We start from the raw sequence: 26,809 nt of genomic DNA, 5'->3' as shown, positions 1-26,809 counted from the left end.
CTTCAGTTGGTTATAGCGTATCAATCAGTTTGCGGGCGGCCTGCAGTTCGCGCGTCAATCCGTCGACCAGCGACGGTTTCTGATCTCCGGGCAGGACTTCCCAGGTATAGGTTTCCACTTCCAGGTGCGGCGCGTAATCGAGTTCTTTAACGGTCGCCAGCGCCTGTCTTAATTCACGGTGCGTGGTTCCCAGCGGGCCCAGCGACTGGGCATCGACGGGGACATGGAAATGCACGCGCAAGCGTTCGGTCTCTTGCAGACGGGGATGCGGGTCGAGCAGGAATTCCCGGGTCAGGTCGGGCTGCCGATACAGATCACCGTTCTTCAGGCTGCCGATCGTCTGGTGCAGGTAGCGGGGCTCGGCGTATTCCGCGAGCAGTGTGCGACCGGCTTCGTTTTCCCACGGGTCGACGAGCTCGATGGCGTTGGAAATATGAATCTTGTTGATGCGGATTTCCGCGTGGGTGATCTGCCGGATCGAGCCGGGAATGTCTTCGAACTCCACTGCCTGGTGACAGACATCGTAGCAGGCCCCGATAAATTCGCGGACCACGCCCAGCAGCTGTCTTTTGGCGGCCCGTTCATAGAGCCGTTCGAAGTAGACGATCAGTTCATGTGTGAATTCAATCACGCAGAACGGTTCCGGTTCCACGGCCAGGCGAATTGTGCGGCCAGTTTCGTCCTGGAGCTGCTTGAGAAAGACGGCCAGTTCGATCAGTTGATCGATGCACTTCTCACCAAAATCGGGGGCGTGTTCAAATCCCTTGAAGCCCAGCGGCACCGTGGAGATGCTGCCTTCGGTTCCCTCGGGCAGCAACGCCGCCAGCACGCGGGCACAGCCTTTCGTGTATTCCAGCCGTTCGGGTTTGGTCCAGTCGGGGAGGTAGACGTTCTCCTTGACGCGCTCGCTGTGAAAATTGCCGTAGGGGAACGCATTCAGCGTGTAGCAGGTCAGGTTGCGCTGTTGCAGTTCGGCTGCGAAGCCGTCGATACCCTCTGGTTCAGCGAGGATTTCCTCAATCACCGGTTGTGCCAGCCAGAGACCGGCGGCGAGCGGGGTTCCCAGCTGCTGTTGAATCGGCAGGGTAAATTCATCGAGTTTCTGCAGAATCTCCGCAACCGTCAGGCCGGGATGCACGTTCGTGCAATAACTCAAAGGGAGTGAATTCAACGTCATAGACCGTCCTCGGCGGGCTGGGGGGACTGGCAGGAGGCAGGAAACCGGGTCAGAATCTCAGTCGGGCGACTATATAGTATCATAACCAGGTCTCCTTGTGAGACTACCTGCTAAAATAAATTACGACAGGGAATGCGGTTCCGAAATGGAAATTTCACACGGGAACGGCTTGTGTTCACTGCCGGGTTTAGCGACGATAACCGTTAGAATCGTGCATGAAAACAGTTAAAAAGCGGGTTTCTCCCAAACTCTGAGAGAAACTTTGCGTTCTGCTGCGTGTTTAATACACGTGGGGCAACTGGCCCCATAGATGGGAGTCTGAAGTCAGTCGTGGTTACTACCGAGATCTTGAATTCACCTTACTTACGCGACCCTGACGTACAGTTGATGCTGCGCGCCAAGGCGGGAGATGAAGGTGCGTTCACCGAGCTGGTGGCCGCGTATCAGGATCGCATCGTGGGCATTTTTTGCCATCTGCTGGGAAATCAGGAGGCAGCGGAAGATCTGGCACAGGAAGTCTTTCTGCGGATTTATCGCTCGCGCGATAAGTATGAGCCGAAAGCCAAATTTTCGACCTGGCTGTTTCGCATCGCCAATAACCTGGCCAGCAACTCCCGCCGCAACAAGGGGCGCCGTAGAGAGGTGGCTCTCAATCCAAACGACTCCGGACCGCTGGGGATGCGCCCGGAGGAGCAGCTGCTGATGGAAAAATCCGGTATGATGCCCTCGCGACAGGTGGGATTGAAAGAGACCCAGGCGGTGGTCCGCCAGGCGCTGGAAACACTCAATGAACGACAACAGATGGCAGTGCTGTTACATAAATTCGAAGGGATGAGCTACGCGGATATCGGGGCGACGATGAAACTGTCCGAGGCCGCGGTGAAATCATTACTGTCGCGGGCCCGCGAAAATCTGCGGGTACAGCTGGAAAAACACATTCACGGTTGAGACTCACAATGAGCAAAGACGCAAAAGAACAGGAACTCGAACGACTGGTGGCTTACCTCGATGGCGAGGTCAGCGAACAGGAAGCGATCGAAGTTGAGCAGGCGCTCTCGAGCGACGAGGCCACCCGTGCGCACGTCGATGGTCTGGAGCGCACCTGGGAACTGCTGGACAAACTGCCGATCTCCAAAGCGTCTGAAGAGTTCACCGACAAAACACTTTCGAGCATCCGGACCGTTCAGCTGGAAGCGCAGGCGGAAGAGGATCAGCAGCCGTCCGGATTCGGTATGACGAAAAAATCACGTGCGCAGCTCCGCAGGGCCGCCATCACTGCCGGCTGGATCGTGGGCCTGGCCTGTTCGATCTTTGTGGGATATCTGATTACGAACCAGTGGGTGCCGGACGAATCCGATCCGCTGCTCAGGGAGTTGTCGTTTATCGAGAATCTGGATACTTACACGGAAGTGCAGAGTCTGGAATTTCTGGAAGAACTTCAGAAGTCAGGAACGTTCGATGAAACCGCGCAAAAATAAACAGAAGCAAAGCAGGGCACCGCTGCCGTGGCGCGCCGCCGGGTGCGTCGTGGCGATGTTCTGCGCGGGCATGCTGCTATTGGGTGCTACGGGGCCGGACGAAACCGAACAGAACAGCCGCAAAAAAATCGAGTCGATGTCTCCTGCAGAACGCGCGCAGCTCAAACGGAACTACGAAAAGTTCCAGAAACTGACTCCCGAAGAAAAAGCCCGTTACCGTAAAATTCATGAAGCGATCCGGAAAAAGCCGGAGTTGAACCACGTGATGCGCTGTTACGAGGACTGGGTTCGGACGCTCTCCCCCTGGGAACAGGAAGACCTGCGGAAAGCAAAGACCCCGGAAGAGCGGATGGCCCTCATCCGCAAGTTCCGTGCGGAGCATAAAAACAGTGGACGCTGGAAACGGTATCGCAACTATTTCGAAGTCATGAAAATCCTGGGGTTCGAATGGGGGGATCGGGGAAAGGATAACCGCGACCCGGCGTGGCGCGCCATGATGCGGATGCAGGCTCCCTCACCAGAACTGTTTCAGCAGGTGATCGGCATGATTGAAAAGAGTCTACCCGAGCCGGTGAACTACTCGAAGCCCAAAGCGGAACTCACAGAATTTCAGCGGTCACTGGCGGTACTCCGGGCGGCAGCAGAAGTCAAACAGCGGGACAAACAAAAAGGTTCCGACTGGCCTAAGCCCGAGGTAGTCCAGAGCGTGTGTGAATTGATTGACAAGGATCAATATCATTTCTTTCGAGACATAGGCGATCGACGGGGAGAAGCAGTCAGGCGAAGTAGACTGAGTTTAATCAATCCTGATTTGCAACGCGTGATGATCACCGGTTTCCTGGCCAGGGGGATCATACACGAGTTGATCATTTCTGTACGCGATGAGCTGGACCAGATGCAGGTCCCCGAAGCTCAACTGCAGAAGTTCTTTGAAACACTGGGCAGTAAGGACAAAGACGACCTGCTCAAACACCCGCCGGAAGAACTGCAGGAACGACTGAAATTCATGTATCTGAAAGCGCACCTGGCGGAACAGAATCACGCCGAGTTTGCTGATCGCGCCAGGGAAGTCAGGCAGCTGGCTGTCAGCCTCATCAGAGGTGGCGATCTAGAAGGGGCGTTCCGAGGACCCCGGGGACGTTTCCAGAACCAGAATGATCGGCGTCCCAACGGTCCTGCCGGTCGCGGAAATCGAGATTTCCGCGGTCGTCCACTGGATCGGAATCCAGATAACAACCGACCGCGCCCCGGTCCGGGCAAGCCGGATGCTTGAAAAAACAGTGCCAATCCTGTCTCATAGATTCTGAAACCAGATCAGAATTCAGACTTCATCCGGAATCGTTCAGGCCGCAGTTTCTGCATCCCCAATTTCGGAGACTTTCCATGAGACAGGAGAATTTTCATGTTGCGTTCCCTCCTTATCACCAGCCTGGCGATCGGCCTGCTGCCTGTTTACAGTGTGAACCTCACCTCGGTTCAAGCCAAAGAGCCTGTGTTGGTGCAGACGTTTGAGAAAGATCAGCGGATCCCGCAGAGCATGCACGGGCTGCCGTTGTTGTTTCACGAAAACTTCCAGTCGGGCAACTCCCGTCACTGGCTGCCCACGGACGACAAGGCCTGGAAGATGATCAAGCAGGGCGACAACTACGTCTTCAGCCTGTTCAAGAAACGGAGTAAATTCGAACCGCCGGTCCGCTCACCCTACAACCGGGCACTCCTGAAAGGGATCAAGGTCAGCGATTTCGTGTTCGACGTGAAACTGCAGTCGACGATCCCCGATTACGGTCACCGGGATCTCTGCCTGTTCTTTGACTACCAGGACGATGCCCATTTCTATTATGTCCATCTCGGCAAGAAGACCGACGACCACGCCAACCAGATCTTCATCGTCAACGACAAACCCCGTACCAAGATTTCGACCAAAACCACTCCGGGGACCGACTGGGATGACGAATGGCACCATGCCCGCGTCGTTCGCGATACCAAGACGGGTTCGATCAAAGTCTATTTCGATAACATGAAAGAACCGGTGATGACGGCGACCGACAAGACCTTCCTGACCGGACAGGTCGGCATCGGTTCGTTCGACGACACCGGCAACTTTGACGAAATCCTGCTGTTCGGCAACAAAGCGAAGTAGGTTTCTTTCAGGGCTGTGCCTGTCCGTAAACCGGGCAGGTGCTGCTATTCCCCAGATCGATCAGGTACCGATGATGCGATTTCCGTCCCCCCTGCTGGCTCTTGTTTTATTCGTTAGTTTCCCTTCCTTTGTAGCAGCGCAGGCGCTGAAACTGCCCGATCCGCTGCCGGGAACGGCGCCGCTGAAACTGAGCGAGCCCCTCGACGAACACATGGTGGCAGGCATCGATCGTTACGCCTTACAGGCGCTGGCGCAGTCGCCTCAACTCCGTCCTGAGAAATGGAACTACGATTTCAACAGCCATGCCGCTTTTATTGAAAGTATCAAAGAGAACCGGGCGCGGTTTAAAACAATTATCGGTGCCGTCGATTCTCGTGTGATCGGCCCCGGCTTTGAACTCTTGAGCACGACCGAAAAGTCCTCTGTCATCGCCGAGTGTCCCGCCTTCAAAGTCCATGCCGTCCATTGGCAGGTCCTGGACGGTATCACGGCATCCGGACTGTTGCTGCAGCCGACCGGCGAGATCAAAGCCCGCGTGGTGGCGCTGCCCGATGCCGACTGGACCCCGGAAATGTTTGTCGGCTTGAAAGCGGGAGTGCCCAAATCGGCGCAGATTCCGCTTGCGCTGGCGGCCCGCGGAATTCAGGTGGTGATTCCGACTTTGATGAGTCGCGACGCGAATTTTTCCGGCCATCCCGAAGTCTTTTATACCAATCAGCCGCACCGCGAATTTATCTACCGGATGGCGTTCGAAATGGGACGGCATGTGATTGGTTATGAAGTACAGAAAGTGATGGCAGCCGTCGATCAGTTTGAACGACTCGACAAACAGGATGGCCGCATTTTACCGGTGGGTGTGGTCGGAGTGGGTGAAGGCGGTCTGCTGGCACTGTTCAGCGGGGCCGCCGACTATCGGATCCAATCGACGTGGGTCGCCGGCTATTTTCAGCAGCGGGAAGGTGTCTGGCGGGAACCCATTTATCGCAATGTCTGGAGTCAGTTGACCGAATTCGGTGATGCGGAAATTGCCGCGATGATCGCCCCGCGGTCCTGTGTGATCGAAGCCTGTGCCGTACCTGTTGTCGACGGACCCCCTGCCCCCAAAAAAGGTCAGCGGGCCTCGGCTGCGCCCGGAGTGATTGAAATCGCGAAACCCGCATCGGTGAAAGCCGAGTTTGAGCGGGCATTGCCTGTGTTCGAACAACTGGGGCTGCAACAGAACCTGTCGCTGGTCTTCTCGGGTGAGGGAACCGGACCGGCAGGATCGGGGAAAGCACTGGCCGACTTTCTGTTCGGTTTACGCATCCGCCAGAATAAGAAGTTGATACCTCCGGTAGAACTGCGGCGGACGGCAAACGGAATTCAAGTCGACCCGAACGCCCGGCAGGAGCAGCAGTTCAATGAAATGAATGCCTTCACGCAGGAACTGCTCAACCGCTCGGCCCGCTATCGGGATGCAGAGTGGCAGCCGGGTAAATACACGTCGGTCGCGCTCTGGGAAAAAGACGCAGACCGACTGCGGGACAAAGTGTATGACGAACTGATCGGTCGTCTGCCGGCACCAGAGCAGCCGGTGCCCCTGAATGTGAAGACCCGCAAAGTACTGCAGCACGACCAGTATCAGGGATTTGAGGTGATGCTGGATGTGACGCCCGAATTCGTAGCTGGCGGAATTCTGCTGATTCCCAATGATCTCAAACCAGGAGAACGGCGGCCCGTAATTGTCTGTCAGCACGGATTGGAGGGAACGCCGATGGACACCATTCGTGCGGATGGCCACTCCTATAATGCTTACAAAAATTTCAGCGAGCAGCTGGTAAAGCGGGGGTTGATTGTCTATGCCCCGCAGAATCCGTATAAGGGCCGCGATCGGTTTCGAACACTGCAGAGGAAATCGAATCCGATGCAGCGGTCGCTTTACAGCTATATCATCCCTCAACATGAGCGGACCCTGGAGTGGCTCAGTTCGCTGCCGTTTGTGGATCGTCAGCGGATCGGTTTTTACGGCCTCTCTTATGGCGGTAAGACTGCGGTGCGGGTGCCTCCCTTTGTGAAGCAGTATGTCTTCTCGATCTGTTCGGGGGACTTCAATGAATGGGTCCGCAAAAATGCTGACAGCGCGCACCGCTATAGCTACGTGTTTCATGGAGAGTATGAAATCTTTGAATGGAACATGGGGCATGTGGCCAATTACGCGGAGCTCTCCTACCTGATGGCGCCGCGTCCGTTTATGGTGGAACGGGGGCATAACGACGGGGTCGCCCCCGATGAGTGGGTTGCTGCCGAGTACGCGAAAGTCAGGCGGTTTTATACCCAGATGGGGATTGGGGACCGGACCGAGATTGAATACTTCAACGGCCCGCATACCATCAACGGACAGGGTACATTTGCTTTCATTTTCCGGAATCTGAACTGGAAACCATCGGGCGATTGATGAGATTTTGCCCTGTGACAGGGGGATTCCTCAGGAAAAAATCGTTCGTTCACATGCGAATTTGCTGAATTATGTGTATATTAGACTGGCCGCCAACTCCACGTTAAAGAAGCGATGTGTACGGATGAGGTGTGTCCGGGTGTATAGAATATGTTCGGGTTTAACACGAAACTGAGTCGATCCAGTACCGCTTCACGTTGATCAGAGTCAGACTTTTCAATTCCAAACAGGGAACAAAATGAGCAAAGCTGCCACAGGTTCAGAGGAAGAAGTTCCGCAGGAATCAACGCTGGAAACCGATATCAAGGCCCTGAAGGAAATCAGTGCCAATCTGAAGATGGATTACAACGGGAATATCTCCCAGGTCTCCTTCTCCGGTTCCAAGCTGGTTGACGCAGGCCTGGTCTATCTCGGGCGTCTGAACAAGCTGAGAAAGCTCGATCTTTCCGGTTCCAAGGTGACTGACGAGGGGATGACCCATCTTAAGTCACTCAAGAGCCTGCGGGAAGTTTCACTGCACGGCATTCCGGTTACCGATACCGGCCTGGCAGAATTCAAAAAGCTGAGCAATCTGGAAGTGCTCAATCTGTCGCGCACCAAAGTGACCGACGCCGGATTAAAGCATCTCAAAGGCCTGGACAGCCTGAAAGAACTCTTCCTGACCGGGCTGGAAATTACGGGCGAAGGGCTGACACACCTCTCTGACCTGAAGAGTCTGGAAACCCTGGGGCTTTCAGAAACCCAGATTACCGATGAAGCCCTGGCCCACATTAAGGGCTTGAAAAAACTCCGCGTCCTGCTGCTGCGGGATACATCGATCACCGATGATGGGCTGAAGCAGATCAAGGGGCTGACCCGGTTGCAGCGACTCTGGTTGCGGAACACGCAGATCACCGACGATGGTATGAAGTATCTGGCCAAGATGAAAGATATGGAATGGCTGGAGCTCAACGATACCGAAATCGGGAATGCCGGTATTTCAGAAATCAAAGTTCTGGAAAACATGGTGGACATGAATCTGCGGAATACCAACGTGACCGATAAATGCATTCCTTCACTGAAGAAGATGAAGCAACTGAGCACGCTCTACATCGACGGCACCGAAATTACCGAAGAAGGTATCGCCAAGCTCGAAAAAGGGCTGCCTTATTGTCGCGTTGAGCAGTAAACCCGCTCAGGCGTAATGCGACTCTTCCGGGATGGGCTGGTCTTCGCTTCCCATCTGGTATCCGAGTTCTTCCGGGAGCAGTGTCGGTCGATAGCCGAGCAGTTTTTCCGCTTTGCTGAGATCCCAGCGGCGCTGTGCGCTTTCGCCGACGATCGTAATCACTTCACAGCCTGCGATCGAAGCGGTGACCGCTTTCTGGTAGGCCTGCAGGAGATCCGGGAAGGGTACCCATTGAGGCCGGAGTGGATGTGTTTTCCAGAGGGGATGCTCGAGGTCAATCGGCTTGGGAATCCGCAGGCAGACAATCGACATGTCATGCTGGTCTGCATAATGCGCACACATCACTTCGCATAACTGTTTCGTCAGGGCATAGGAACCGACCGGGCGAGGCTCCGCATCCGCGGCGACCCACTCGGGCGCCTCGTAGCCCAGCACCGTCATAATCGTACTGGTGAAGATGAAACGTTTGACACCCGCATCACGGGCCGCTTCGAGCAGATTGAAGGTCCCTTTCACATTCACGTCGAAGCGTTTGTTGTTCAGCTCATCCCCCTCCATCGGTCCTTCGTCGGCCTGTTTCGCCAGATGCACGACGGCGTCGATGCCCTGCATGGCGGCCCGGGTCTGCGCGGGATCGGTAATGTCCAGCGGGATGAAGCGGGCGTCTTCGGGATTCGGATGGATGTCACCCAGAACCAGTTCGTCGTCCGTCTGCCAGTGCTGGCTGAAATAGCGTCCTACGTAGCCGGCGGCACCGGTGATTAAAATGCGCATGTCGTGTTCTTTGATTCGTAAGGGAACCGGATTGTAATTTCAGGCCAGTGATTCTCGACAGACCCGCAGCATATTGCCGCCAATGATCTTTTGAATGTCCTCATCGGAATAACCCCGCTGGACCAGACCGACGGTAAACAGAGGCCAGTTGGTCCAGGAGACGCTGGTGCTCATTTCGGGGGTGGTCCGGAAGCTGTCCGGCGGCCACAGGCTTCTCCAGGGAGTTCGCGAACGGGGTGCCCGGGGGACTTTCTTGCTCTCCAGAGCACTGTTACGGGAAGTATAAGCGACATCGGTGCCGATCGCGACATGGTCGACGCCGAATTTCTTGACCACGTAATCAATATGATCAATCAGCCGGCTGATATCGCCGCTGCCGCCCAGGTAACGGGGAATGCAGCAGATACCGACCAGACCGTTGGTTTCGACGATGGCCTTGATGACATTGTCCGGTTTGCTGCGAATGTGATGATGCAGGCTGGCACAGGTGGTATGGCTGGCGACCATCGGTTTTTCTGAAACCTGTGCGGTTTCCAGGCTGGTCTGCCAGCCGGAATGGGCGACGTCGGGAATGATGCCCAGCTTGTTCATTTCGCGGACGACCTCCCGACCGAAATCGCTGAGGCCCGCATTGGCCGGCTCCGCACAGCCGTCGCCCAGCATGTTGCGGCGGTTGTAGGTCATGTGCATCATGCGGATGCCCAGCTGGAAGAAGATCCGCATGTACTTCATTTCGTCGGTCGTGGTTTCCCACTGCTGCGTCAGGGGGACGCCGTTGCCGGTGAGGTACAGGCAGTGCCGCCCTTCTTTTTGCGCCTGTTCGATATCCGCGGGGGTGACCGCTTTGGGAACAAAATCGGCGAGCATGTCCGTCGTGTAGGTGAACCGGGCCAGCCGCTTGATCAATCGCATGGGGTCCTGCCCTTCCTCGCCCGCGTTCTGAAAGATGCAGGTTACGCCGGCGGCATCGAAGGCTTCTTTGAATTCGCGCTGCTCGGCGGGATCGGTGACGCAGCGGGTCATGGACATGTCTTCGCGGAGGTCCTGCAGTTCCGCGGTCGAGGCATGATCGTTGATCGCTTCGGCGAGTCTGTCTCCATCGATGGCAGCCCGGGGAGCGAAGCCGTAGGAATCGAAGACGAGCGAATCCGCGTGCAGTTCGAGGCCATGCTCCAGCTCTTTCTGTGACGGCTTGAGAATATCGAGGGCCACTTTGCGGGCGTGCAGAATTTTTTCATTCTGGATCGGCTTTTGTGTCTTGCCGGTCTGGCTCGCTGTTTTTTCTGCAGCGGAGAGTGAGGCAGCTGCAGCGGCGCTCAGTCCCGTGGCGGCGAGTGAAGTACCCAGAAACGAACGGCGGTTGATGGGGTTGCTCATGATGAAGTCCGTTGGTGTGAGGTTGGAAAGTCGGGGTGAGAAAGAATTCAGTCGGTTCGCTATTTCTGATCGCAGCCACAGCCGCCACTGGAACAGCCCGAGGAGGCAGGTGCTTCGTCGACAGGGTGAAAGACAATCCGCCAGGGATAACGGGCATTCAACTCCTGTGCCAGGATTTCCAGGGCCGGCAGCCGACTACCCAGATAGTACAGTACGACCGTCTGCTGATCAAACAGTTGTTCGCAGTCAATGATTTCGGTCGGCATCCCCCGTTCCTGGATCAGTTGCTGACAGTCGCCGAAGACCTGGGTGGTGACATTCCCCTGCCCGGGCAGCTGTTCCTGATCCAGGGGAGTCAGTTCCCGCAGGATTGTACCGGCGGGCGTGATCTTTTTGTCCTGCGATTCGAGGGGAGAGAGGATTTCGCCCATCTCTTCGCCGCGGCTGGTCTGCAGAATGACCCGATCGCGGTGCGAATAGCCGGCATCCACCTCTGCAGAAAACTGGTCGACCCAGCCCATCACACTATAGCGCACCAGGAACAGGTTGCGCGACTCGGCTTCGGCAAACGCGTCTCCATTGATCAGCAACAGATCGGCTTCCTGTTTCAGTTCAAAGCGCGTGAGCGGAAACTCGGGGAAGTCCAGACATTCACCGCTGGCAACATCGAACGTCCAGTCGTGCAGCGGACAGTTGACCTCGGTGCCGCAGCCTTCGCCTTCGATCAGCGAAGCGCCCTGATGCGGACAGGAATTTTCGATCGCGTAAAATGAGCCCGACTGATCGGGGTTCGGAACGTGGAACACCGCGATCTCGGTGCCCTGGAGGGTATATAGTTTTCGACTGCCGGGCTTGATCTCGGAAACGTCGCCCAGCGGAATCCAGTTGGTCATCAGTGTTTTATCCTGGTTAAAAAAGAGACTCCCACAATGGTTGTCAGTTCCAGTTTATTATATGCTCAACAGGGAATCCTACTGTTTTATGTTTAAAGTTACTGAGTGGAGCGAAAAAAGCAGCATGCCTGTACGACATATTTTACTGGACATGGATGGCGTGATCTCTGACTTCATGGGAGCGATCCTGGAATTGCATGGTCAGCGGGAACTCGCGGAGAACTGGCCGGAAGGGGAACCCAATTACGCGGGCGTGCTCGGCATGACGAAGGACGAATTCTGGAAGCCGGTCGACAGCCTGGGGGGCCGGTTCTGGGCCGAGTTCCCTCCGTATCCCTGGTTGAACGAACTACTGGATCTGATCAGAGAGACCGCACCGTTTACCATCAGCACCTCACCCAGTCGCAGCGCGGCCTGTGCTTCCGCGAAAGTCGAATGGCTGCGACAGCATTTCGAAGAGCCGCTGTTCATGGACTTCATGATCGGGACCCAGAAGTATTTGCTTGCAAAACCAGATGTCGTGCTGATCGATGATCAGCACAAAAACATCGACAAATTCCGGGAGCACGGAGGTCAGGCGATTCTGTTCCCGCAGCCCTGGAATGCCAATTATGCGATCACGGATCGGATCGGTTACGTCAAATCCGAGCTGGAAAAGCTGCTTTAAGCATTACAACAGCCATTTTCTGGCGACAGATAAGTGTACATAAGATTCATTTTTTGGGATAAGGGGTAGTTTTTGCGACTCAGGGAAGGTATCCTAAGCGGTGTTTCATAAATAAAGTTGTTAAATGAAAGTTGACGAATAGGAAATATAAGAGACAATAGATACTAGTTGGCGCCCAAACTATCGATACCGCAGTGCTTGCCGGGTTGCTGAATAGATCATTGAAGTCTTTATAGACGACCTGCCCGACTTTCCCCCGCAGCACTACTACCGCCAAACCTCACAGCGTATCCTTCCTTTGATTTGGGATAGAAAGACGAGATGAAATCTCTACTCTATCATTGCCTCGGCTGCTTTGTTCTGCTTACCGCTCTTTCTGCGCAAGCAGCGCCGCCAGCAGAATCAAAGCTCAGCGTCTATCCGGAGAAAGTCGAACTCAACGGCCCCCGTTCGCGCCAGCAGCTGATCGTCACCCGCCAGCAGGACAAACTTTCCGTCGACCTCACGCGCGATGTGCAGTTTCAGTCACAGCAACCCACCGTGGTTCAGGTTGATGCTGCCGGCGTGATCAAACCGGTTGGTAACGGTGCCGCCACGGTGACCGTGACGGACGGTGCGCAAAAAATCAATATTCCAGTTCTGGTCAAAGACGTCGATCGACAGGCGCTGCTCGATTTCGAACGGGACATCCATCCGATGTTTTCCCGCTTTGGTTGCAACGGCGGTTCCTGTCACGGGAAGCAGCGCGGCCAGGGGGGATTCCAGCTGTCGATGTTCGCCTTCGATCCCGAATTTGATTACAACGCACTGGTCAAGGAATCACGCGGTCGGCGTGCTTCACCACTGGCGCCCGATCAGAGTCTGGTACTGCTCAAAGGGGCCGGTAAGGTTCCTCACGGGGGTGGGAAAAAACTTCCGGCCGACACTCCTTATTATGCACGGCTGGAACGCTGGATTTCCGAAGGGGCAACCCGCGGCGTCGAGGGGACACCGGAACTGGTCAAGATTTCCGCGTCTCCTACCGAGCGGATCATGCTCCCCAAAACACAACAGCAGATGGTGGTCACCGCGCATTACAGCGATGGCTCCACCCGCGACATTACTGATCTGGCCGAGTTCATGTCCAGTGAAAGCGTTTACGTTTCCGTCGACGAGCATGGTCTGGTCACCGCCGGTTCGCTGATGGGGGAAGCCTCGATCATGGCCCGCTACATGGGCAAATTCGCTTCGCTGAGCGTGACGATCCCCTCGAAAAACAAAGTCCCCGACGAATACTATACCAAACTCCCCCGCAACAACTTTATTGACGGGCTGGTCTGGGACAAACTGCAGAAGTATGGTCTCAAACCATCCGACCCTGTAGACGACGCGACCTATCTGCGTCGGGTCACCCTCGATATCATCGGCCGCACGCCGACCGCGGAAGAAGCGCGGGCTTTTCTGCAGGACCCCTCCCCCAACAAGCGGGAGCGGCTGGTCGATTATCTGCTGGAGCAGCCGGAATTTGGCGATCACTGGGCCAACAAATGGGCCGATTTATTGCGTCCCAATCCGTATCATGTGGGTATCAAGACCGTCTTGAATTATGATGCCTGGATCCGTGAATCGTTTTACCAGAATAAACCCCTCGATCAGTTCACGCACGAATTGCTGACCGCCAAAGGAGGAACGTGGCACAACGGTGCAGTGACCATGTTCCGCGATCGCCGCAAACCCGAAGAGCTCACCACGATTGTCAGTCAGCTCTTCCTGGGGATTCGCCTGAACTGTGCCCAGTGTCATCACCACCCCAACGAAGTCTGGGGTCAGGAAGATTTCTACAGCTTTGCGGCCTACTTCGCCAGAATCGGCCGTAAAGGCCGCGGGATCTCGGCCCCGATTTCGGGATCGGAGGAAATGGTTTTCACCTCCAACTCCGGTAGCGTACGGCACCCGTTGACCAACGAAGTCCTTCCGCCACGCCCGCTGTTTGGCGAAGTGCCTGAGATCAAAGAAAATCAGGATCCACGCGAAATACTGGCAGACTGGATTATCTCGCCCCAGAATCATTTCTTCGCCGAAGTGAATGCGAACCGCGTCTGGGCTGATCTGATGGGACGGGGCATTGTCGAGCCGATTGACGATTTCCGTGAAAGCAATCCTCCGTCCAACAAACCGCTGATCAAAGCCCTGGGTAAGAAATTCCGGGAACAGAAATTCGACCTGAAAAAATACATCAAGACGATCGTGCTCTCACACGTTTACAGCCTGAGTGCTCTGCCTAACGAAACCAACGTGGGTGATACCCGCAATTACTCACGGCATTATCGTCAGCGTCTGCGGGCGGAAGTTCTGCTGGACAGCGTGAGCGAACTGGTTGGCGTGCCCGATTCATTTTCAGCCATGCCCCAGGATTCAACGGCCAAACAGATCTGGACGCATCGCGTCAGTTCGGTCTTCCTCGACTCCTTTGGCCGTCCCGATCCCAACCAGGATCCGCCCTGCGAACGGACAACAGATACCACGGTTGTGCAGGTGCTGCATATGATGAATTCCCGTGATCTGTATGCCCGCATTCAATCTAAAAACGGCAACAGTGCCGCATGGGCTAAGAGTAAAATGACACCCGATCAGATTGTGGAAGAACTGTATCTGACGGCTTATTCGCGATATCCAACGATTGAAGAAAAACGACTGGGGCGCTCCCTGTTTGAAGAGGAAGGAGCCAGCCGGCAGCAGGTGATTGAAGACCTGATGTGGGCGCTGCTCAATACGCCGGAGTATCTCTTCAAAAACTGACGTCCCCTGCTCCACCAGGAAACATTGTTTGACAACTACTCGAACAGGATCAGAAATGATGAACGTTTCAAAGAACTGCAATGGAATCACCCGACGAAATTGCCTGCAGCTTGGTCTCGGTGCGATGACCGGCCTGGGGCTGGTGGATCTGCTGCGACTGCAGGCCCAGGCCAAAGGGACCGCAGCACCTCAACGGAAAGCGACCGCCAAAAGCGTCATCCTGATCTGGATGGACGGCGGACCGACCCACTACGAAACGTTCGATCCCAAACCCGAAGCACCGGTCGAAATCCGGGGTGAATTCAATCCGATCCCGACCAAAGTGCCGGGGGTCCAGTTCTCTCAGCACATGAAACGGCTGGCATCGATCTTCGACAAATATTCGGTGATCCGCTCGATCCGTCATAACCAGGGCAACCACGGTGCCGGCAACCATTACATGATGACCGGTGCCCCGCCGCGAATTCCGGTGGGCTGCGGTGCCTTCGTGAGCTTCCACCCCAGTATGGGTTCGGTCGTCGCGCACGAAAAGCCGACCACCAACAACCTGCCCGCCTACTTCACCATGCCCAGCATGTCACGCTCGGGCGGACCGAACTTCCTGGGTGCCAAGTACGCTCCGTTTGTCATGTCGGACAATCCGAACTCGTCTAACTTCCGTGTGCGTGACCTGGCACTGCCCAGTGGTCTGACCGATGCACGCTACAAAACCCGCCGCGATCTGCGGGCGCAGGTCGATCAACTGAAGCGGATCCGGGATGAAGTTGCCGGCGACCCGGTGCTGAACCTCGATGAATATTACGAGCAGGGTTACAACCTCGTGGCCTCCACCGAAGCACAGAAGGCGTTCGAAATCGATCGCGAATCCGACGAACTGCGTGATAAATACGGTCGGACTTCGTTCGGCCAACGTGCCCTGCTTGCCCGTCGCCTGACGGAAGCGGGTGTGCCTTTCGTCACGCTGTACGAAGGGGGCTGGGACCATCACGGCAGTCTGTTCAAGACCTTCAACAGCCGGATGCCCGCTTTTGAAAACACGATCGCCACGCTGATTGAAGACCTCGATGAACGGGGGCTCCTGGATACGACCATGGTCCTCGCTTTGGGTGAATTCGGTCGTACGCCGAAGATCAATCCGGGCGGTGGGCGTGACCACTGGTCGAATGCGATGTCGGTCCTGATGGCCGGCGGTGGCACACCGGGCGGACTGGCACTGGGTGCGACCGACAAAGCCGGTTACTCCGCAGTCGAACGTGTCCTCTCTCCGGAAAACTTTGTCTCGACCATTTATACCAAAATGGGCATCGATCCCGACAAGGTTCTGTATACGCCGGAAGGTCGTCCTTCGCACCTGGTCAGCGATCCGACGCCGATTCCGGAACTGTTCGCTTAAACCGAGACCGCACCTCGACTGAGAATGAGTTTACCAATGCCGTTGCACGCCCCGATTCTGCCCGCCGTTCTCGCCTGCTCATTGGTTCTCAGTCTGGGGACAAACCTTGAGGCCGCTCCGCCCAGCGTGAACTATCTCAACCCCGCCGGTGGCCAGGTCGGACAGAAGGTCGAAGTCAGCGTCGATAAAACTCTGGGTACACAGCCGGTATCGGTCTGGACTTCGCAGCCGGGTCTCAAAATTGAGATCCCTGCCAAGCCGGCCAAGGGGAAAGAAAAACAGTTCACGGTCGAGATCGATCCGAAAGCGAAACCGGGTCTGTACTGGCTTCGCTTCCATAATGCAGAGGGGGCTTCCGGCATCCGACCATTTCTGGTAGGCACCCTGCCCGAACTGACAGGGGCCGAACCGAATGAAGATCTGGAACACGCGCAGAAAATCGAACAACCTGCCGTCACCATCAACGGTGTACTGGCCAAAGCAGGCGATGTCGATACCTATCAGGTCAAACTGAAACAGGGGCAGACGCTCGTTGCTTCCCAGGTCGCCAACGAACAGCTCGGTTCTCCCATGGATGGTGTGCTGCAACTGCTCAATCACCGGGGAACGGTGCTGAAGCAGATGGACGACACCCTCTGGTTCGATCCTCGGATTGTATTTACCGCACCGGAAGAGGGCACCTATTACATTCGCACGTTTGCCTTCCCCGCGGATCCCAACAGTACGATTCGCTTTGCGGGAGCGGCTTCGTATATTTATCGGCTAACGCTGACGACGGGGCCCTTCGTCGATCACAGCCTCCCCCTGGCCTGGCACCCTTCGACCGCACAGCCGGTCGCACTGGCAGGCTGGAACCTGACAGACAAACTAAAAACACTGATGCCGGCCGTCTCCGATTCGAACAAAGACGCCCTGCTCAGCGCTCCCGAACTGGGCAACTGCGTGACGATTCCCCTCAGTACGACTCCCGTGGTTCTCGAAACCAAAGAGAGCCAGTCGGAAGCGGGACAGCAGCTGACTGTGCCGACAACGGTGACGGGAAAAGTCGCCGGTCCCCGGGAAGTCGACGTCTATCGCTTCAATGCGAAAAAGGGGGAGAAGCTCTCCTTCAAAGTCGATTCTCACACACTGGGCTACCCTCTCGATCCGTATGTCAGACTGTTCGATGCCAAAGGGAAACTCCTTAAGGAGATCGACGATCCGATACGGAATTATTTCGACGCCCGCCTGGATTATACGATTCCGGCAGACGGCGAATACCGGCTGCAGGTGACCGATCGCTTCCAGCATGGCGGCTATCGTTATGTCTATCTGCTGTCGATCTTGCCGACCGAAGCGGACTTCTCTCTCAAGACCCCCAACGAACAATACACGCTGACCGCGGGCGACAAGCCGCTGGAGATCGATGTCACCATCGACCGCCAGAGCCCCCGCTTCAGTGACGATATCGAAGTCAGCATCGCCGGTCTGCCGGAAGGTGTGACCTGCAAACCGGTCGTGTCCCAGGTCAAAGACAAGGGGGGCAAGTCGGTCAAGCTGAAGCTGGAAGCGAAGAAGGACGTTGTGTTCCAGGGCCCCCTGGTAATTCAGGGGACGAGTGTCAAAGACAAGTCTAAGCAGCACACCGCCACCGCGGTGATCACAGGGATCAGCCCCAAACGCAACACAGCCCGTCCCAAACCCGATCTCGAACTGCCTTACCTGTGGCTGACGATAAAGAAGAAGTAGGGTTTCGCAGGAGGAGCCAGTCGTCGTGGTGGTACCCATGTGTCCGCCCGCCTGATTTGTGAGTCACTTTAATGAAACAATTCCGCGATATCAGAGCAGGATACGAAAAAGGAATGCTGACCGCTGACGAAGCTGTGAGCGAGATTCTGTATGGTCTGACAGCGGAGACGTCGCTCCCGGACCTTCAGGAAGCAGGGCCGGAACTGATCTCGGTGTTGAGAGAGTTTCTGAACGACTCTGGTTCTTTTGTGCCTCGGACCACGGGAGCTGTGCCCATTTCCAGAGAGCAAATGGAAATGGCACGCGCGCTGTTAAAGTAGCGGGTGTTGAGGACTGCAGGAAACAGTCTGTATACGCCTGCAATTTTGAAAGTGGTTACTTCTGCTGTTCTACTTTCGTGTTTGCTTTCACCGTTCCGCGGAGTGGCATTTTAATCTTTGTTTGCCCTGGTTGGTCGGTATAGAGCTCGATTTCCGTGTTGAATTTTCCTGGCTTAGTGGCTTTAAACAAGATGGTAAAACTGCCTTGTTGACCTGCCGGAATGTGCAAAGGGAGCCCCTCGGCGGACGCGCACCCGCAGGACGTACAGGGGACCATTGCTCCGAGTAACTGTAGCGGCAGGCTGGAAGGGTTCTGAATGGTGATTTTCTGCCGCGATGCCTCGTTGGCGGGAATGTCTTTCAATTCACAGCGGGAGACGACAATCTGCTTGCCTGTTGTCGCTGTGGATTTCGCGAGTGGGACGTCTGATAAACCATAATGAGACAAGCGGAAGACGGCATCGTCCACGGTGCCCAGCGAAAAGTCGGTGAGTTGTGCAGTGTGCCGTTCGCGGATGGGCTGCATGCCGGAGTGATGGTGTACCGCCTCAAGTTCGCAGCTCACTGGAACAGGGATCGCATTTTTCCGGGGAGAAGAAAAGGTGTTCCTGCCGGTGTAGATGGAGTAATTCGTGTCCGAGTAATCGCAGCGGTAACGGTATTCCAGCACGGCCCAGTTCAGCTGCGGGGCAAAGACGATATGGCCGCCGGAAATTGACCAGGGGTCGTTGGTCAGTTTGAAATCCAGGGCAACGCGATCGTCTGTGCCGGGGGGATTTGCTGCCATGCGTTCCAGTTTCACAACGGTGAAGGACGGCTTATTCATGATTTCTTCAAAGGGATTGTGGTACATAAAGCTGCCGGCACACAGATAGACGTCGACATCATTACCCAGAATCAGCCGTGTCCGTGCCACCCGGTCTGGTGTGCGAGTGAAATAATTCAGTTGATAGAGGTGGTTTCGCCTGGTTTTATGGAGCTCAAACACGTAATGCGAAGTAGCGCAGGCCACCTGACTGTTATCGGTCCCTCCCCGCGGCGTCTCTTTCGCGTAATTCTGAATGGTAACTGCAGAGTCCCCTTTCATGAGCAGATGTGCGGCAAAGTCATAACGTGTCTTACGGGTCAGATCATTGGGATCATCCAATGCGTAGCGGCACCGGGCCTTACACTGGATGTTCTGGTAAGCGGCTTTAAACTTTTTCATCGCCACGGTGTAGGCAGCACGGAATTCGCGTTCTGAGATCGACCGGGGGGCAGGTTGTTGCGGTTCAGCTGCGTCTACTGCCCCTGTCAGTATGGCGATTGCGATTACAAAAAGTGTCCACGGCTGTATTCCTGACGGCATGTTCCCGCGTTCCTGATATCAAGAAGAATTTCAGTCTGAAGGTAGGAGACCAGTTCAGGGATGGTTTGTTTATCTGATTTTCGAAAATCATTCAGAAAGAGGAAATAGTGGACGCGGATCTGAAGTTGGTCACTTCCCTTGTTGTACTTTCGTGTTCTCTCTCACCGTTCCGCGGAGTGGGATTTTGATCTTCGTCTGCCCCGGCTGGTCGGTATAGAGCTCGATTTCTGTGTTGAATTTTCCCGAGTTAGTGGCTTTGAACATGACGGTAAAACTACCTTGCTGACCTGCAGGGATGCGCAGGGGGAGTCCTTCGACTGACGCACATCCGTTGGACGTACAGGGTATTCCTGCTCCGAGCAACTGCAGCGGCAGGCTGGACGTGTTCTGAATGGTGATCTTCTGCCGCGCTGTTTCGTTGGCGGGAATTTTATTAAATTGACAGGGGGAAACTCCGAACTGCTGGTTCGTGGTAGTGGAGGGTTTCGCGAGTGGGGTGTCTGATAAACCGAAGTTTGATAAGCGGAAGACGGCATCATTCACGGTGCCGAATGAAAAGTCGGTGAGTTGTACGGAAAAGGAAAAATCGAATTGTTTTTGATTTCTGGTCATCTGTACAACATTGTGTTCGCCTTGTACCAGCATCGGTATGCCATTTTTTTGCAGCGGAGTGAATGAGTTCCTGCCGGAATAAACGGTGTAAGTACCGTCTTTCGGAGCACTGCGATACTCGTATTTCAATACGGCCCAGTTCAAATCTGGTGAGAACAGCGCGTGTCCTTCTTTAAACAGAGCGGCATCATCGTTCAAAATAAAGTCCAACGAGACCAAATCAGACGAATTCTCAGCTTGAGGTGGAATCCGTTTCATCCGGACGATACGGAAGCGTCCCGCTTCGACCGGCAAGCGAAAGGGATCGAGGAATATCAGATTGCCTCCCGTCAGGAACATGTCCAGTGCGTCAGTCGGCCGCCTGGCTTTAATCTGATTGGGCTCATGCACGATCAGGTTTAACAGAAACGGATTGTCTGAATCTGTTCTACTGAGATAGAAAGCGTAGTCGGGAGTCGTGCAAGATACGAGATCCCGCTCGGTCCCTCCGAAGAGAGTCTCAGTGGCGTATTTCTCGATGATGACAGTCGAGTCTCCCTTTACCAGCAGGTGTGAGGAAATGCGGTAATCTTTTGAGAGAGAGTCGTCTTTGTAGAAGTGATACTGTTTGCGGCATTCCACGCGGCATTGGACGTTCTGCAAGCGATTTTTCAGTCTGGCAACCGCGGCCTTGTATTGTGTCAGAAATTCGCGTTCTGAGATCGCCCGAGGGGTGGATTGCTCCGGTTCAGCTGCGTCTGCTGCCCCTGTCAGTATGGTGATTGCGATTGCAAATAGTATCCACGGCTGTTTTCCTGACGGCATGTTCCCGCGCTTCCCTGTATCAAGAAGGTTATTGGTCTGGGGTAAGGAAACCAGTTCGCAAATCGTTTGTCTATCTGTTTTCGAAAATCTTTCAGAAAGAAAAAAGTGAGGACGCGGATCTGATACCGATAAAGTGCTTTCCAGATGAGTCAGCAGCGCAGTTGTGTGTTTTTTTTGCGAAGCCCACTGCCCGTTTCCTGCTCGCTTTGCGCTCGGCCCGAATTACATTCGGGCCTACCCCTTCCGTTGTGGTGGCATCAAATCGTAGGGGCGTGACCTGTGTGTCCGCCCGCCTGGTTGGGTTCGATGGCAGATCGCTGGGTGATGGGGATCAGTTGAACCGAGCGTAAAACAATACCAGATCAGGTCGTTCCTGCGGGTAGCCACACAGGGCTACTCCTACCGCCAGCTTTTTCGTGACGTTCGTGCCTTTCGTGGTTCATTCACTTTCGTGCTGTTTGTGGTCGTTTCCAGCTTCACTGTCGGGCAAGCCCAATACTGTTCGGCACGATATTTGCGCACTGTCGTCTGGTAGTATAGAATACTGCCATAACGACAGGAATCAGCATGGCCAATCAACAGACTAATAGCATCGAAGCTTGTGACATCACCGGTCTTAAGTATCTGGATCGGGTTCTCCCGCTGTTTAAGCGACTGCGTCCCGAGGGAACTGAACGTGACAAAGCCGGTAACCGGCAACTGTTTTACGATCAGTATTGCGCACTGCAGTTACTGTACCTGTTCAATCCGATCGTGACTTCTTTGCGCGGATTACAGCAGGCCAGTGAGCTCAAAAAAGTCCAGCGAAAACTGGGCTGCCCGCGGTCTTCTCTGGGATCCCTTTCCGAAGCGGTTCGGGTCTTTGACCCTGAACTGCTGCGGGAAATTGTAGGCGAACTGATTGAAAAACTGCCTGCCCAGAAGCCGCAGGATCGGCGTCTCCAGGATCTGGCTCAGACGCTGACTGCCGTGGATGGCACGTTCCTCAAAACACTGCCGCAGATCACTCAGGCCTGTTTTTCAACCCGCCAGGACAAAGGCTGGCAGCTGCACACTCATTTTGAAATACTGCGGGGAATCCCGGTACGCATGGATCTGACGGATGCCACCGGTCGCAAAGAAGGTAATGAAAAATCCATGCTGACTAACGTGCTGGAAAAAGATCGTTGCTACATCCTGGACCGTGCTTATGAAAAATATGCCCTGTTTAATGCAATTGTGAATGCCGGCAGCAGCTACGTGTGTCGAATTCGCGGTGATCACATTTTTGTGGAACAGGAATCCCGTGAATTGACCGCAGAGGCCAGGGCAGCGGGAGTGCTGGAAGATCGGGTAGGGCAGCTGGGGTCTCCCAAGTCACGGAGAATAGAACACCCTGATCATCCGGTGCGTCGGATTACTGTCAAAGTCACTCCGCATCCTAAACGGGGAGGACGGAGACGGGAGGGGGCAAGCCAGGATCTGGTTGTGGCAACCAGTCTGCTGGACGTGCCTGCTGAGATCATTGCGCTGATCTATCAGCACCGCTGGCAAATTGAATTGTTCTTTCGTTTTTTAAAGCATGTACTTGGCTGTCGTCACCTGCTGAGTCAGAACCCGCAGGGAATTCAGATACAGACTTATTGCGCGATGATCGCCTGTCTGTTAATCAGTCTGATTACAGGGAAAAAGCCGACGCTCCGAACATATGAAATGCTGTGTTTCTATTTCAGTGGCCTGGCGGATGAGGATGATCTGATCAACCACATCAACCGTCTGCAATCCCACGAAACCAGATAGCACAGGACTCCTCGCCCGACTGCTGACTGTTGGTGACGAGATGATTCATGCTGCGCTGTTCGAAAGATTTCATAGCCGTGTATGAGCCATGACTGAATGAGATCTTCAAACAAAACTTCTAAAAAATGCAGTTCATAAGAGTTAAGCTGCAATCCACAATCAACTGCAAACCGTGAGCCGAACAGTATTGGGGCAAGCCGACAGTGGCACACGCCCCGAATTACATTCGGGGCTACCCCTACCTCTGGTGAATTGAGATTCAACAATCACTTCAACTGTTGAATCAGTTCGTGGGCTTTGCTTTCGAAGATGGCCTGCCATTCGGGGGCGAACAGGCAGTCGCTGTCTTCCTGGGCGTTGCCGACGTTCTTCAGCTGTTCCGCGGTCGGGGCGTAGTAGTTGTAGCCGTTGGTGTAGCCGGCGACGAATGTGTTTTCAAACGGTGATTTCTTCTTGATGTTGAGTCCGATGTTGACCGTCAGCTCGGCGGGGAACGTGATCATGCGGAAGTCGCCCAGCTTGAAGGCAACGACTTCGACGTCGATTGTCTTGCCTGCGGCCTGATTGCGGGTCTGGTGCTTGGTGAGCAAAGCCAGATTCGCTTTGTTGCGGCTCATTTTTTCCATCTTGTAGATGTTGTTGATGTAGCGTTCCATGTTGGCACGGTTCTCGGCGTCCAGTTTTTTCAGCCCGTCCCGTCCCAGTTTCTGTTCCAGCATGTAACGGTGCGAATAGTACGACGGATGCTCTTCGTAGAGCTTGTACTTCACAATCAGGGGCAGGAACGTTTTGAGGTTCAGGCTGGTGCCCTGCAGGGAATTGAGCAGCTGCTCCTGTTCCTGTTTCAGCTCCGCGATCCGTTTTTCATTGTTGGAGCGGGGAAGCGTCAGCGTTTCGTTGATCAGTTTCAGCCCGCTGTCATCGGTGCATTTGATGTTGCGGATCGCCTTGAGTGTGCTCAACGCCAGCAGGTTACCCAGCGTTTCGGCGTCGCGGGGATTGTCGACGTCTTTGTATTGCGCCGGGTTGATATCGCCACCACAGCCCTGCACGAACAGGGCGATGGTGCCGTCACTCAGGTTGTCTTCGATGACCTGCGAAGCCAGTCCGCTCATGTCGGCGGTGTTGCCTTTATTGGGCACGCCCTGGATCGGATGACAGGCGAAGTTATACACGACGGCCAGTGTCTCGCCATCCAGTTTGTCGAGTTTGAGAATCCCAATTTCCGGATCGATGGGGCCGATGCCCGCGACCTCTTCGTCGGGGGGAAGTGAATACGCGTGCCGCACGTCGGCCTCTTTTCCGTTTTTCAGAAACAGCCGGCGGTTTTCCATGACGCGGTCTTCGTGTCCGGTGCCTACGCCCACCTTCACGGGAACCAGTTTTTTGGCCGCCTCTTTAATCGCCTTGACCGTGCGCTGTTCGACGTCTTTGCAGACGATGCCGTGACAGTGGCTGGCGTTGATCATGATGTTCTGTGGCTTAATGTGGAGATCTTGTTCGATCTGGTCACGGACGTTGCCAAGGTATTCATTGGTGATCGAACCGATCTCGCCGATGGCGACCGCATCCACGGTAACGATGGCGGCGGTAGTGTCTCCCTCTTTGATGACCAGGGCTTTCACATACAGCGGATCATTTACCAGCGGCACATCGCGGTTCGTGATATCCACCTTGGCGGCACCGGCGAGGAGTTCGGCTGCAGAAGCGATTCCCGGAGAACCGGCGACGGTCAGCATCACCATCAGCAGCATGCCTGATGTCAGCAGTTGACGAAGTACGTGGCAGCGGCGGGAAACATTCGGGAGCTGGTTCATAAGAGGCCTCAGGGGTTTAAGTTGCGGTGTCGCAAATTGCAGCGGGTATGAAAGTTAATTTTCTTTAGATACTCAATCTCTCCAGTTTAACCGGTAGAGCGGCCTCGTTTCATCCTTGTTTACGAAAAAAGCGGTAGAAATCTCAACTCGCACTGTGAATGCTGGCAAGGCTGATCAACTGGCAGCTGCGGGCGGAAAGATTTCGCGGGCAAATTCCGCGTAGGCGTCAAAGAGTTTGAGGCGGGCTTCGTAGATCAGGCCGTTATGCGTTCCCCGTTCGATGGTCACCAGCTGTTTGGGGATGCCGGTCTGCGACTCGGGTGGGGCTGCGTCGAACAGTTTTTTGCCCAGCTTGTAGGGGACGATCTGGTCTTCGGTTCCGTGGATCATCAACAGGGGGCAGGCGACATGCGAGATCTCCGACTGACTGGGATATTGATCCCAGAGCAACCAGGAGACCGGGACCCAGGGATAGTGATACGAGGCGGCATCGACCATGGAACTGAAGGTGGATCGCAAAATCAGGCCGGCGGGCGGCGTGTGCTGCTGACAGAGTTCGCTGGCGAGTAATGTCGCGACGCCTCCGCCCAGTGATTCTCCCATCAGAATGATCCGGCTCTGATCGATTTTGCGCTCACGTACGGCGTATTTCCAGAAGGCGCGGGCGTCGTTGAGCAATCCGGTCTGAGAGGGACTGCCCGGGTTCTCAGCGTAGCCCCGATAGTCAAAAGCGAAGACGTGTAGATTCAGGCTGGCCAGCAGGCGACAGGTCTCCACACGATGCAGTCGGTTCCCGCCGTTGCCATGCAGGAGAATCACGACCGGTCGGCCTTTCGCCAGTTCCGCATCGCATTCTGCCTGGCTGTCGCAGCCAACCTGCCCGGCGAGATAGTGCCAGCCTTTGAGGTCCAGGCCGTCGCTGGTGGTCGTGGCAATTTCATGGATGATACCGAACGGGGCCGCGGCCTGATCGACGGAAAGTGCGGGGACTCGCGTGGGCTGATAGATGAGCCAGCGCTGCACGATCATGAGCATCAGCATCGCCAGCACATAGAAGGCGAAGACCCGTGAAAAATAGTAAACGAGCATCTGTTTTCCGTTTTGCGGTTTATCCAGGAGCCCCCCGGGCAGCGACTGACGCCAGATGCGAGCAGGTTGCGGGGTGGATTCGGTCTGGGTTTCAACGTTCATGACGGGGGTTCAACTATAAGACGTTTCAGGAAGTGGACGCGTCTTCGTTCATTTTAGACGATGCTGCGCGGGATGCCAGTGGGAAAACGCAAATCGGATTCTGCATTCCGTTCCCGGATCGCAGCGATTAGAATCGAAATGTCAATAGAATCCTGCACTTAGAATAATGAGGCCCCTCATGCGGCATTGTCGAATTCGCGCGCCCTTCGTTTTCGTCTGGTTGATGTTCATCGTAATGACAGTTACCTGGAACTGCGAGTCGTTACGGGCGGAGTCCCCTGCTCCGTATTTTGATCCGGTGGAACGCGAGATTGAAGGCTGGAAAGTGGACGTGGATCCGGCTCTGTTGTCCGATCCACATGCGGAGCTGGGACGAAAGGCACTGGCGGCCCTGGGAAATCACCTGCAGCGGGTCAAGTTTATTGTGCCAGCGGAACGGGTGGCGCAGTTGCAACAGGTGCGGATCTGGCTGGAGGTGAAGCATCCGAAACTGGACCGGATGCAGTACCATCCCAACCGCGCCTGGCTGGTGGCGAACGGACATGATCCGCGGCTGGCGAAGCACGTGCATATTCCGGTCGCCGCCCAGCTGTTTGCACGCAACATGTGGGCACAGCATCCCTATGTGGTGCTGCATGAGCTGGCGCACGCGTATCACGATCAGGTGCTGAGTTTCGATCAGCCCAAGGTAATCGAGGTCTACACCGCCGCGAAGGAACGCGGCCTGTATGAGAAGGTACTGTCACATACGGGCCAGACGGTGAGGCACTACGGGATGAACGATCACAAGGAGTACTTCGCGGAATCGACCGAGGCTTATTTCGGCGTGAACGATTTTTATCCGTTCGTTCGTGCGGAACTCAAGACGCATGACCCGCGGATGTATGCGCTGCTGGAAAAGATCTGGGGCCCAGTGCCGTGAAAAATGAAA

At 55.1% G+C, this 26,809-nt stretch carries 21 protein-coding genes; 13 read left to right on the top strand and 8 right to left on the bottom strand.

What is annotated here, in order from left to right; genetic code table 11:
* Positions 1 to 10 precede the first annotated feature (10 nt).
* Positions 11 to 1,177: a metabolite traffic protein EboE gene (gene eboE, locus Enr10x_RS29240; protein ID WP_145452528.1), complete on the bottom strand. Its 1,167-nt coding sequence runs from the start codon at positions 1,175 to 1,177 to the stop codon at positions 11 to 13.
* A 387-nt stretch (positions 1,178 to 1,564) separates the two neighbouring features.
* Here eboE and Enr10x_RS29235 point away from each other — a divergent pair, with 387 nt between their 5' ends.
* The 6 genes from Enr10x_RS29235 (at position 1,565) to Enr10x_RS29210 (ending at position 8,397) form a co-directional block, all read left to right on the top strand.
* The gene (locus tag Enr10x_RS29235) at positions 1,565 to 2,125 is read left to right on the top strand and encodes an RNA polymerase sigma factor (protein WP_145115814.1); all 561 of its coding nucleotides are present in this window, start codon (positions 1,565 to 1,567) and stop codon (positions 2,123 to 2,125) included.
* A gap of 8 nt (positions 2,126 to 2,133) precedes the next feature.
* Positions 2,134 to 2,655: an anti-sigma factor family protein gene (locus tag Enr10x_RS29230; protein ID WP_145115811.1), complete on the top strand. Its 522-nt coding sequence runs from the start codon at positions 2,134 to 2,136 to the stop codon at positions 2,653 to 2,655.
* Positions 2,636 to 3,928, top strand: a complete 1,293-nt coding sequence (locus tag Enr10x_RS29225; protein WP_145452527.1) for a hypothetical protein — start codon at positions 2,636 to 2,638, stop codon at positions 3,926 to 3,928. The genes Enr10x_RS29230 and Enr10x_RS29225 overlap by 20 nt, the downstream gene beginning before the upstream one ends.
* A 129-nt stretch (positions 3,929 to 4,057) precedes the next feature.
* Positions 4,058 to 4,795 carry a hypothetical protein gene (locus tag Enr10x_RS29220; protein ID WP_145452526.1) on the top strand — a complete coding sequence of 246 codons (738 nt, stop codon included), beginning with the start codon at positions 4,058 to 4,060 and terminating at the stop codon, positions 4,793 to 4,795.
* 70 nt (positions 4,796 to 4,865) lie between these two features.
* On the top strand, positions 4,866 to 7,229 hold the full coding sequence (locus Enr10x_RS29215) for an alpha/beta hydrolase family protein (protein WP_232093180.1): 2,364 nt from the start codon (positions 4,866 to 4,868) through the stop codon (positions 7,227 to 7,229).
* 238 nt (positions 7,230 to 7,467) lie between these two features.
* A complete protein-coding gene (locus tag Enr10x_RS29210) occupies positions 7,468 to 8,397 on the top strand; it encodes a leucine-rich repeat domain-containing protein (protein ID WP_145115804.1) in 930 nt (309 codons plus the stop codon).
* A gap of 6 nt (positions 8,398 to 8,403) precedes the next feature.
* On the opposite strand, the gene Enr10x_RS29205 is transcribed toward Enr10x_RS29210, so the two are convergent.
* Genes Enr10x_RS29205 through Enr10x_RS29195 form a run of 3 tightly spaced genes read right to left on the bottom strand, consistent with a single transcriptional unit; the run spans position 8,404 to position 11,441 of the window.
* A complete protein-coding gene (locus tag Enr10x_RS29205) occupies positions 8,404 to 9,171 on the bottom strand; it encodes an NAD-dependent epimerase/dehydratase family protein (protein WP_145115802.1) in 768 nt (255 codons plus the stop codon).
* A 39-nt stretch (positions 9,172 to 9,210) separates the two neighbouring features.
* Positions 9,211 to 10,548: a dipeptidase gene (locus Enr10x_RS29200; protein WP_197997414.1), complete on the bottom strand. Its 1,338-nt coding sequence runs from the start codon at positions 10,546 to 10,548 to the stop codon at positions 9,211 to 9,213.
* Positions 10,549 to 10,607: 59 nt separating this feature from the next.
* Positions 10,608 to 11,441: a Rieske 2Fe-2S domain-containing protein gene (locus Enr10x_RS29195; protein WP_145452524.1), complete on the bottom strand. Its 834-nt coding sequence runs from the start codon at positions 11,439 to 11,441 to the stop codon at positions 10,608 to 10,610.
* Positions 11,442 to 11,565: 124 nt separating this feature from the next.
* Here Enr10x_RS29195 and Enr10x_RS29190 point away from each other — a divergent pair, with 124 nt between their 5' ends.
* The 5 genes from Enr10x_RS29190 to Enr10x_RS29170 all read left to right on the top strand — a co-directional run bounded on the left by Enr10x_RS29190 (position 11,566) and on the right by Enr10x_RS29170 (position 18,327).
* Complete coding sequence (locus Enr10x_RS29190; protein ID WP_197996303.1) at positions 11,566 to 12,108, top strand: 5' nucleotidase, NT5C type; 543 nt, start codon at positions 11,566 to 11,568, stop codon at positions 12,106 to 12,108.
* A 321-nt stretch (positions 12,109 to 12,429) separates the two neighbouring features.
* Positions 12,430 to 14,886, top strand: coding sequence for a DUF1549 and DUF1553 domain-containing protein (locus Enr10x_RS29185; protein ID WP_145452523.1), 2,457 nt, complete (start codon positions 12,430 to 12,432; stop codon positions 14,884 to 14,886).
* Positions 14,887 to 14,941: 55 nt separating this feature from the next.
* Complete coding sequence (locus Enr10x_RS29180; RefSeq protein ID WP_197996302.1) at positions 14,942 to 16,279, top strand: DUF1501 domain-containing protein; 1,338 nt, start codon at positions 14,942 to 14,944, stop codon at positions 16,277 to 16,279.
* Between the two features lie 36 nt (positions 16,280 to 16,315).
* Positions 16,316 to 18,007 (top strand): PPC domain-containing protein, encoded by a 1,692-nt coding sequence (locus Enr10x_RS29175; protein WP_197996301.1) that lies wholly within the window; start codon positions 16,316 to 16,318, stop codon positions 18,005 to 18,007.
* A gap of 113 nt (positions 18,008 to 18,120) precedes the next feature.
* On the top strand, positions 18,121 to 18,327 hold the full coding sequence (locus tag Enr10x_RS29170) for a hypothetical protein (RefSeq protein ID WP_145115787.1): 207 nt from the start codon (positions 18,121 to 18,123) through the stop codon (positions 18,325 to 18,327).
* Between the two features lie 55 nt (positions 18,328 to 18,382).
* On the opposite strand, the gene Enr10x_RS29165 is transcribed toward Enr10x_RS29170, so the two are convergent.
* Positions 18,383 to 19,675, bottom strand: a complete 1,293-nt coding sequence (locus Enr10x_RS29165; protein ID WP_145115784.1) for a DUF1573 domain-containing protein — start codon at positions 19,673 to 19,675, stop codon at positions 18,383 to 18,385.
* 129 nt (positions 19,676 to 19,804) lie between these two features.
* Positions 19,805 to 21,091: a DUF1573 domain-containing protein gene (locus tag Enr10x_RS29160; RefSeq protein ID WP_145452522.1), complete on the bottom strand. Its 1,287-nt coding sequence runs from the start codon at positions 21,089 to 21,091 to the stop codon at positions 19,805 to 19,807.
* A gap of 567 nt (positions 21,092 to 21,658) precedes the next feature.
* Between Enr10x_RS29160 and Enr10x_RS29155 the strand changes: the two genes are divergently transcribed.
* Positions 21,659 to 22,870 (top strand): IS4 family transposase, encoded by a 1,212-nt coding sequence (locus tag Enr10x_RS29155; RefSeq protein ID WP_145110800.1) that lies wholly within the window; start codon positions 21,659 to 21,661, stop codon positions 22,868 to 22,870.
* Positions 22,871 to 23,136: 266 nt separating this feature from the next.
* Here the strand turns inward: Enr10x_RS29155 and Enr10x_RS29150 are convergent, their stop codons facing one another.
* Complete coding sequence (locus tag Enr10x_RS29150; RefSeq protein WP_197996300.1) at positions 23,137 to 24,687, bottom strand: hypothetical protein; 1,551 nt, start codon at positions 24,685 to 24,687, stop codon at positions 23,137 to 23,139.
* 174 nt (positions 24,688 to 24,861) lie between these two features.
* On the bottom strand, positions 24,862 to 25,878 hold the full coding sequence (locus tag Enr10x_RS29145; protein ID WP_145452521.1) for an alpha/beta hydrolase: 1,017 nt from the start codon (positions 25,876 to 25,878) through the stop codon (positions 24,862 to 24,864).
* Between the two features lie 178 nt (positions 25,879 to 26,056).
* Between Enr10x_RS29145 and Enr10x_RS29140 the strand changes: the two genes are divergently transcribed.
* On the top strand, positions 26,057 to 26,800 hold the full coding sequence (locus tag Enr10x_RS29140) for a metallopeptidase (RefSeq protein ID WP_197997413.1): 744 nt from the start codon (positions 26,057 to 26,059) through the stop codon (positions 26,798 to 26,800).
* Positions 26,801 to 26,809 lie beyond the last annotated feature (9 nt).

Source organism: Gimesia panareensis (genome assembly GCF_007748155.1).
Lineage (GTDB): Bacteria > Planctomycetota > Planctomycetia > Planctomycetales > Planctomycetaceae > Gimesia > Gimesia panareensis.
This window is presented reverse-complemented; position numbering and strand designations above follow the sequence as displayed.

Bases quoted from the DNA above. Each gene is read 5' to 3' on its own strand.
- eboE (WP_145452528.1), bottom strand. From the start codon at position 1,177: ATGACGTTGAATTCACTCCCTTTGAGTTATTGCACGAACGTGCATCCC.
- Enr10x_RS29235 (WP_145115814.1), top strand. From the start codon at position 1,565: ATGCTGCGCGCCAAGGCGGGAGATGAAGGTGCGTTCACCGAGCTGGTG.
- Enr10x_RS29230 (WP_145115811.1), top strand. From the start codon at position 2,134: ATGAGCAAAGACGCAAAAGAACAGGAACTCGAACGACTGGTGGCTTAC.
- Enr10x_RS29225 (WP_145452527.1), top strand. From the start codon at position 2,636: ATGAAACCGCGCAAAAATAAACAGAAGCAAAGCAGGGCACCGCTGCCG.
- Enr10x_RS29220 (WP_145452526.1), top strand. From the start codon at position 4,058: ATGTTGCGTTCCCTCCTTATCACCAGCCTGGCGATCGGCCTGCTGCCT.
- Enr10x_RS29215 (WP_232093180.1), top strand. From the start codon at position 4,866: ATGATGCGATTTCCGTCCCCCCTGCTGGCTCTTGTTTTATTCGTTAGT.
- Enr10x_RS29210 (WP_145115804.1), top strand. From the start codon at position 7,468: ATGAGCAAAGCTGCCACAGGTTCAGAGGAAGAAGTTCCGCAGGAATCA.
- Enr10x_RS29205 (WP_145115802.1), bottom strand. From the start codon at position 9,171: ATGCGCATTTTAATCACCGGTGCCGCCGGCTACGTAGGACGCTATTTC.
- Enr10x_RS29200 (WP_197997414.1), bottom strand. From the start codon at position 10,548: ATGAGCAACCCCATCAACCGCCGTTCGTTTCTGGGTACTTCACTCGCC.
- Enr10x_RS29195 (WP_145452524.1), bottom strand. From the start codon at position 11,441: ATGACCAACTGGATTCCGCTGGGCGACGTTTCCGAGATCAAGCCCGGC.
- Enr10x_RS29190 (WP_197996303.1), top strand. From the start codon at position 11,566: ATGCCTGTACGACATATTTTACTGGACATGGATGGCGTGATCTCTGAC.
- Enr10x_RS29185 (WP_145452523.1), top strand. From the start codon at position 12,430: ATGAAATCTCTACTCTATCATTGCCTCGGCTGCTTTGTTCTGCTTACC.
- Enr10x_RS29180 (WP_197996302.1), top strand. From the start codon at position 14,942: ATGATGAACGTTTCAAAGAACTGCAATGGAATCACCCGACGAAATTGC.
- Enr10x_RS29175 (WP_197996301.1), top strand. From the start codon at position 16,316: ATGCCGTTGCACGCCCCGATTCTGCCCGCCGTTCTCGCCTGCTCATTG.
- Enr10x_RS29170 (WP_145115787.1), top strand. From the start codon at position 18,121: ATGCTGACCGCTGACGAAGCTGTGAGCGAGATTCTGTATGGTCTGACA.
- Enr10x_RS29165 (WP_145115784.1), bottom strand. From the start codon at position 19,675: ATGCCGTCAGGAATACAGCCGTGGACACTTTTTGTAATCGCAATCGCC.
- Enr10x_RS29160 (WP_145452522.1), bottom strand. From the start codon at position 21,091: ATGCCGTCAGGAAAACAGCCGTGGATACTATTTGCAATCGCAATCACC.
- Enr10x_RS29155 (WP_145110800.1), top strand. From the start codon at position 21,659: ATGGCCAATCAACAGACTAATAGCATCGAAGCTTGTGACATCACCGGT.
- Enr10x_RS29150 (WP_197996300.1), bottom strand. From the start codon at position 24,687: ATGAACCAGCTCCCGAATGTTTCCCGCCGCTGCCACGTACTTCGTCAA.
- Enr10x_RS29145 (WP_145452521.1), bottom strand. From the start codon at position 25,878: ATGAACGTTGAAACCCAGACCGAATCCACCCCGCAACCTGCTCGCATC.
- Enr10x_RS29140 (WP_197997413.1), top strand. From the start codon at position 26,057: ATGCGGCATTGTCGAATTCGCGCGCCCTTCGTTTTCGTCTGGTTGATG.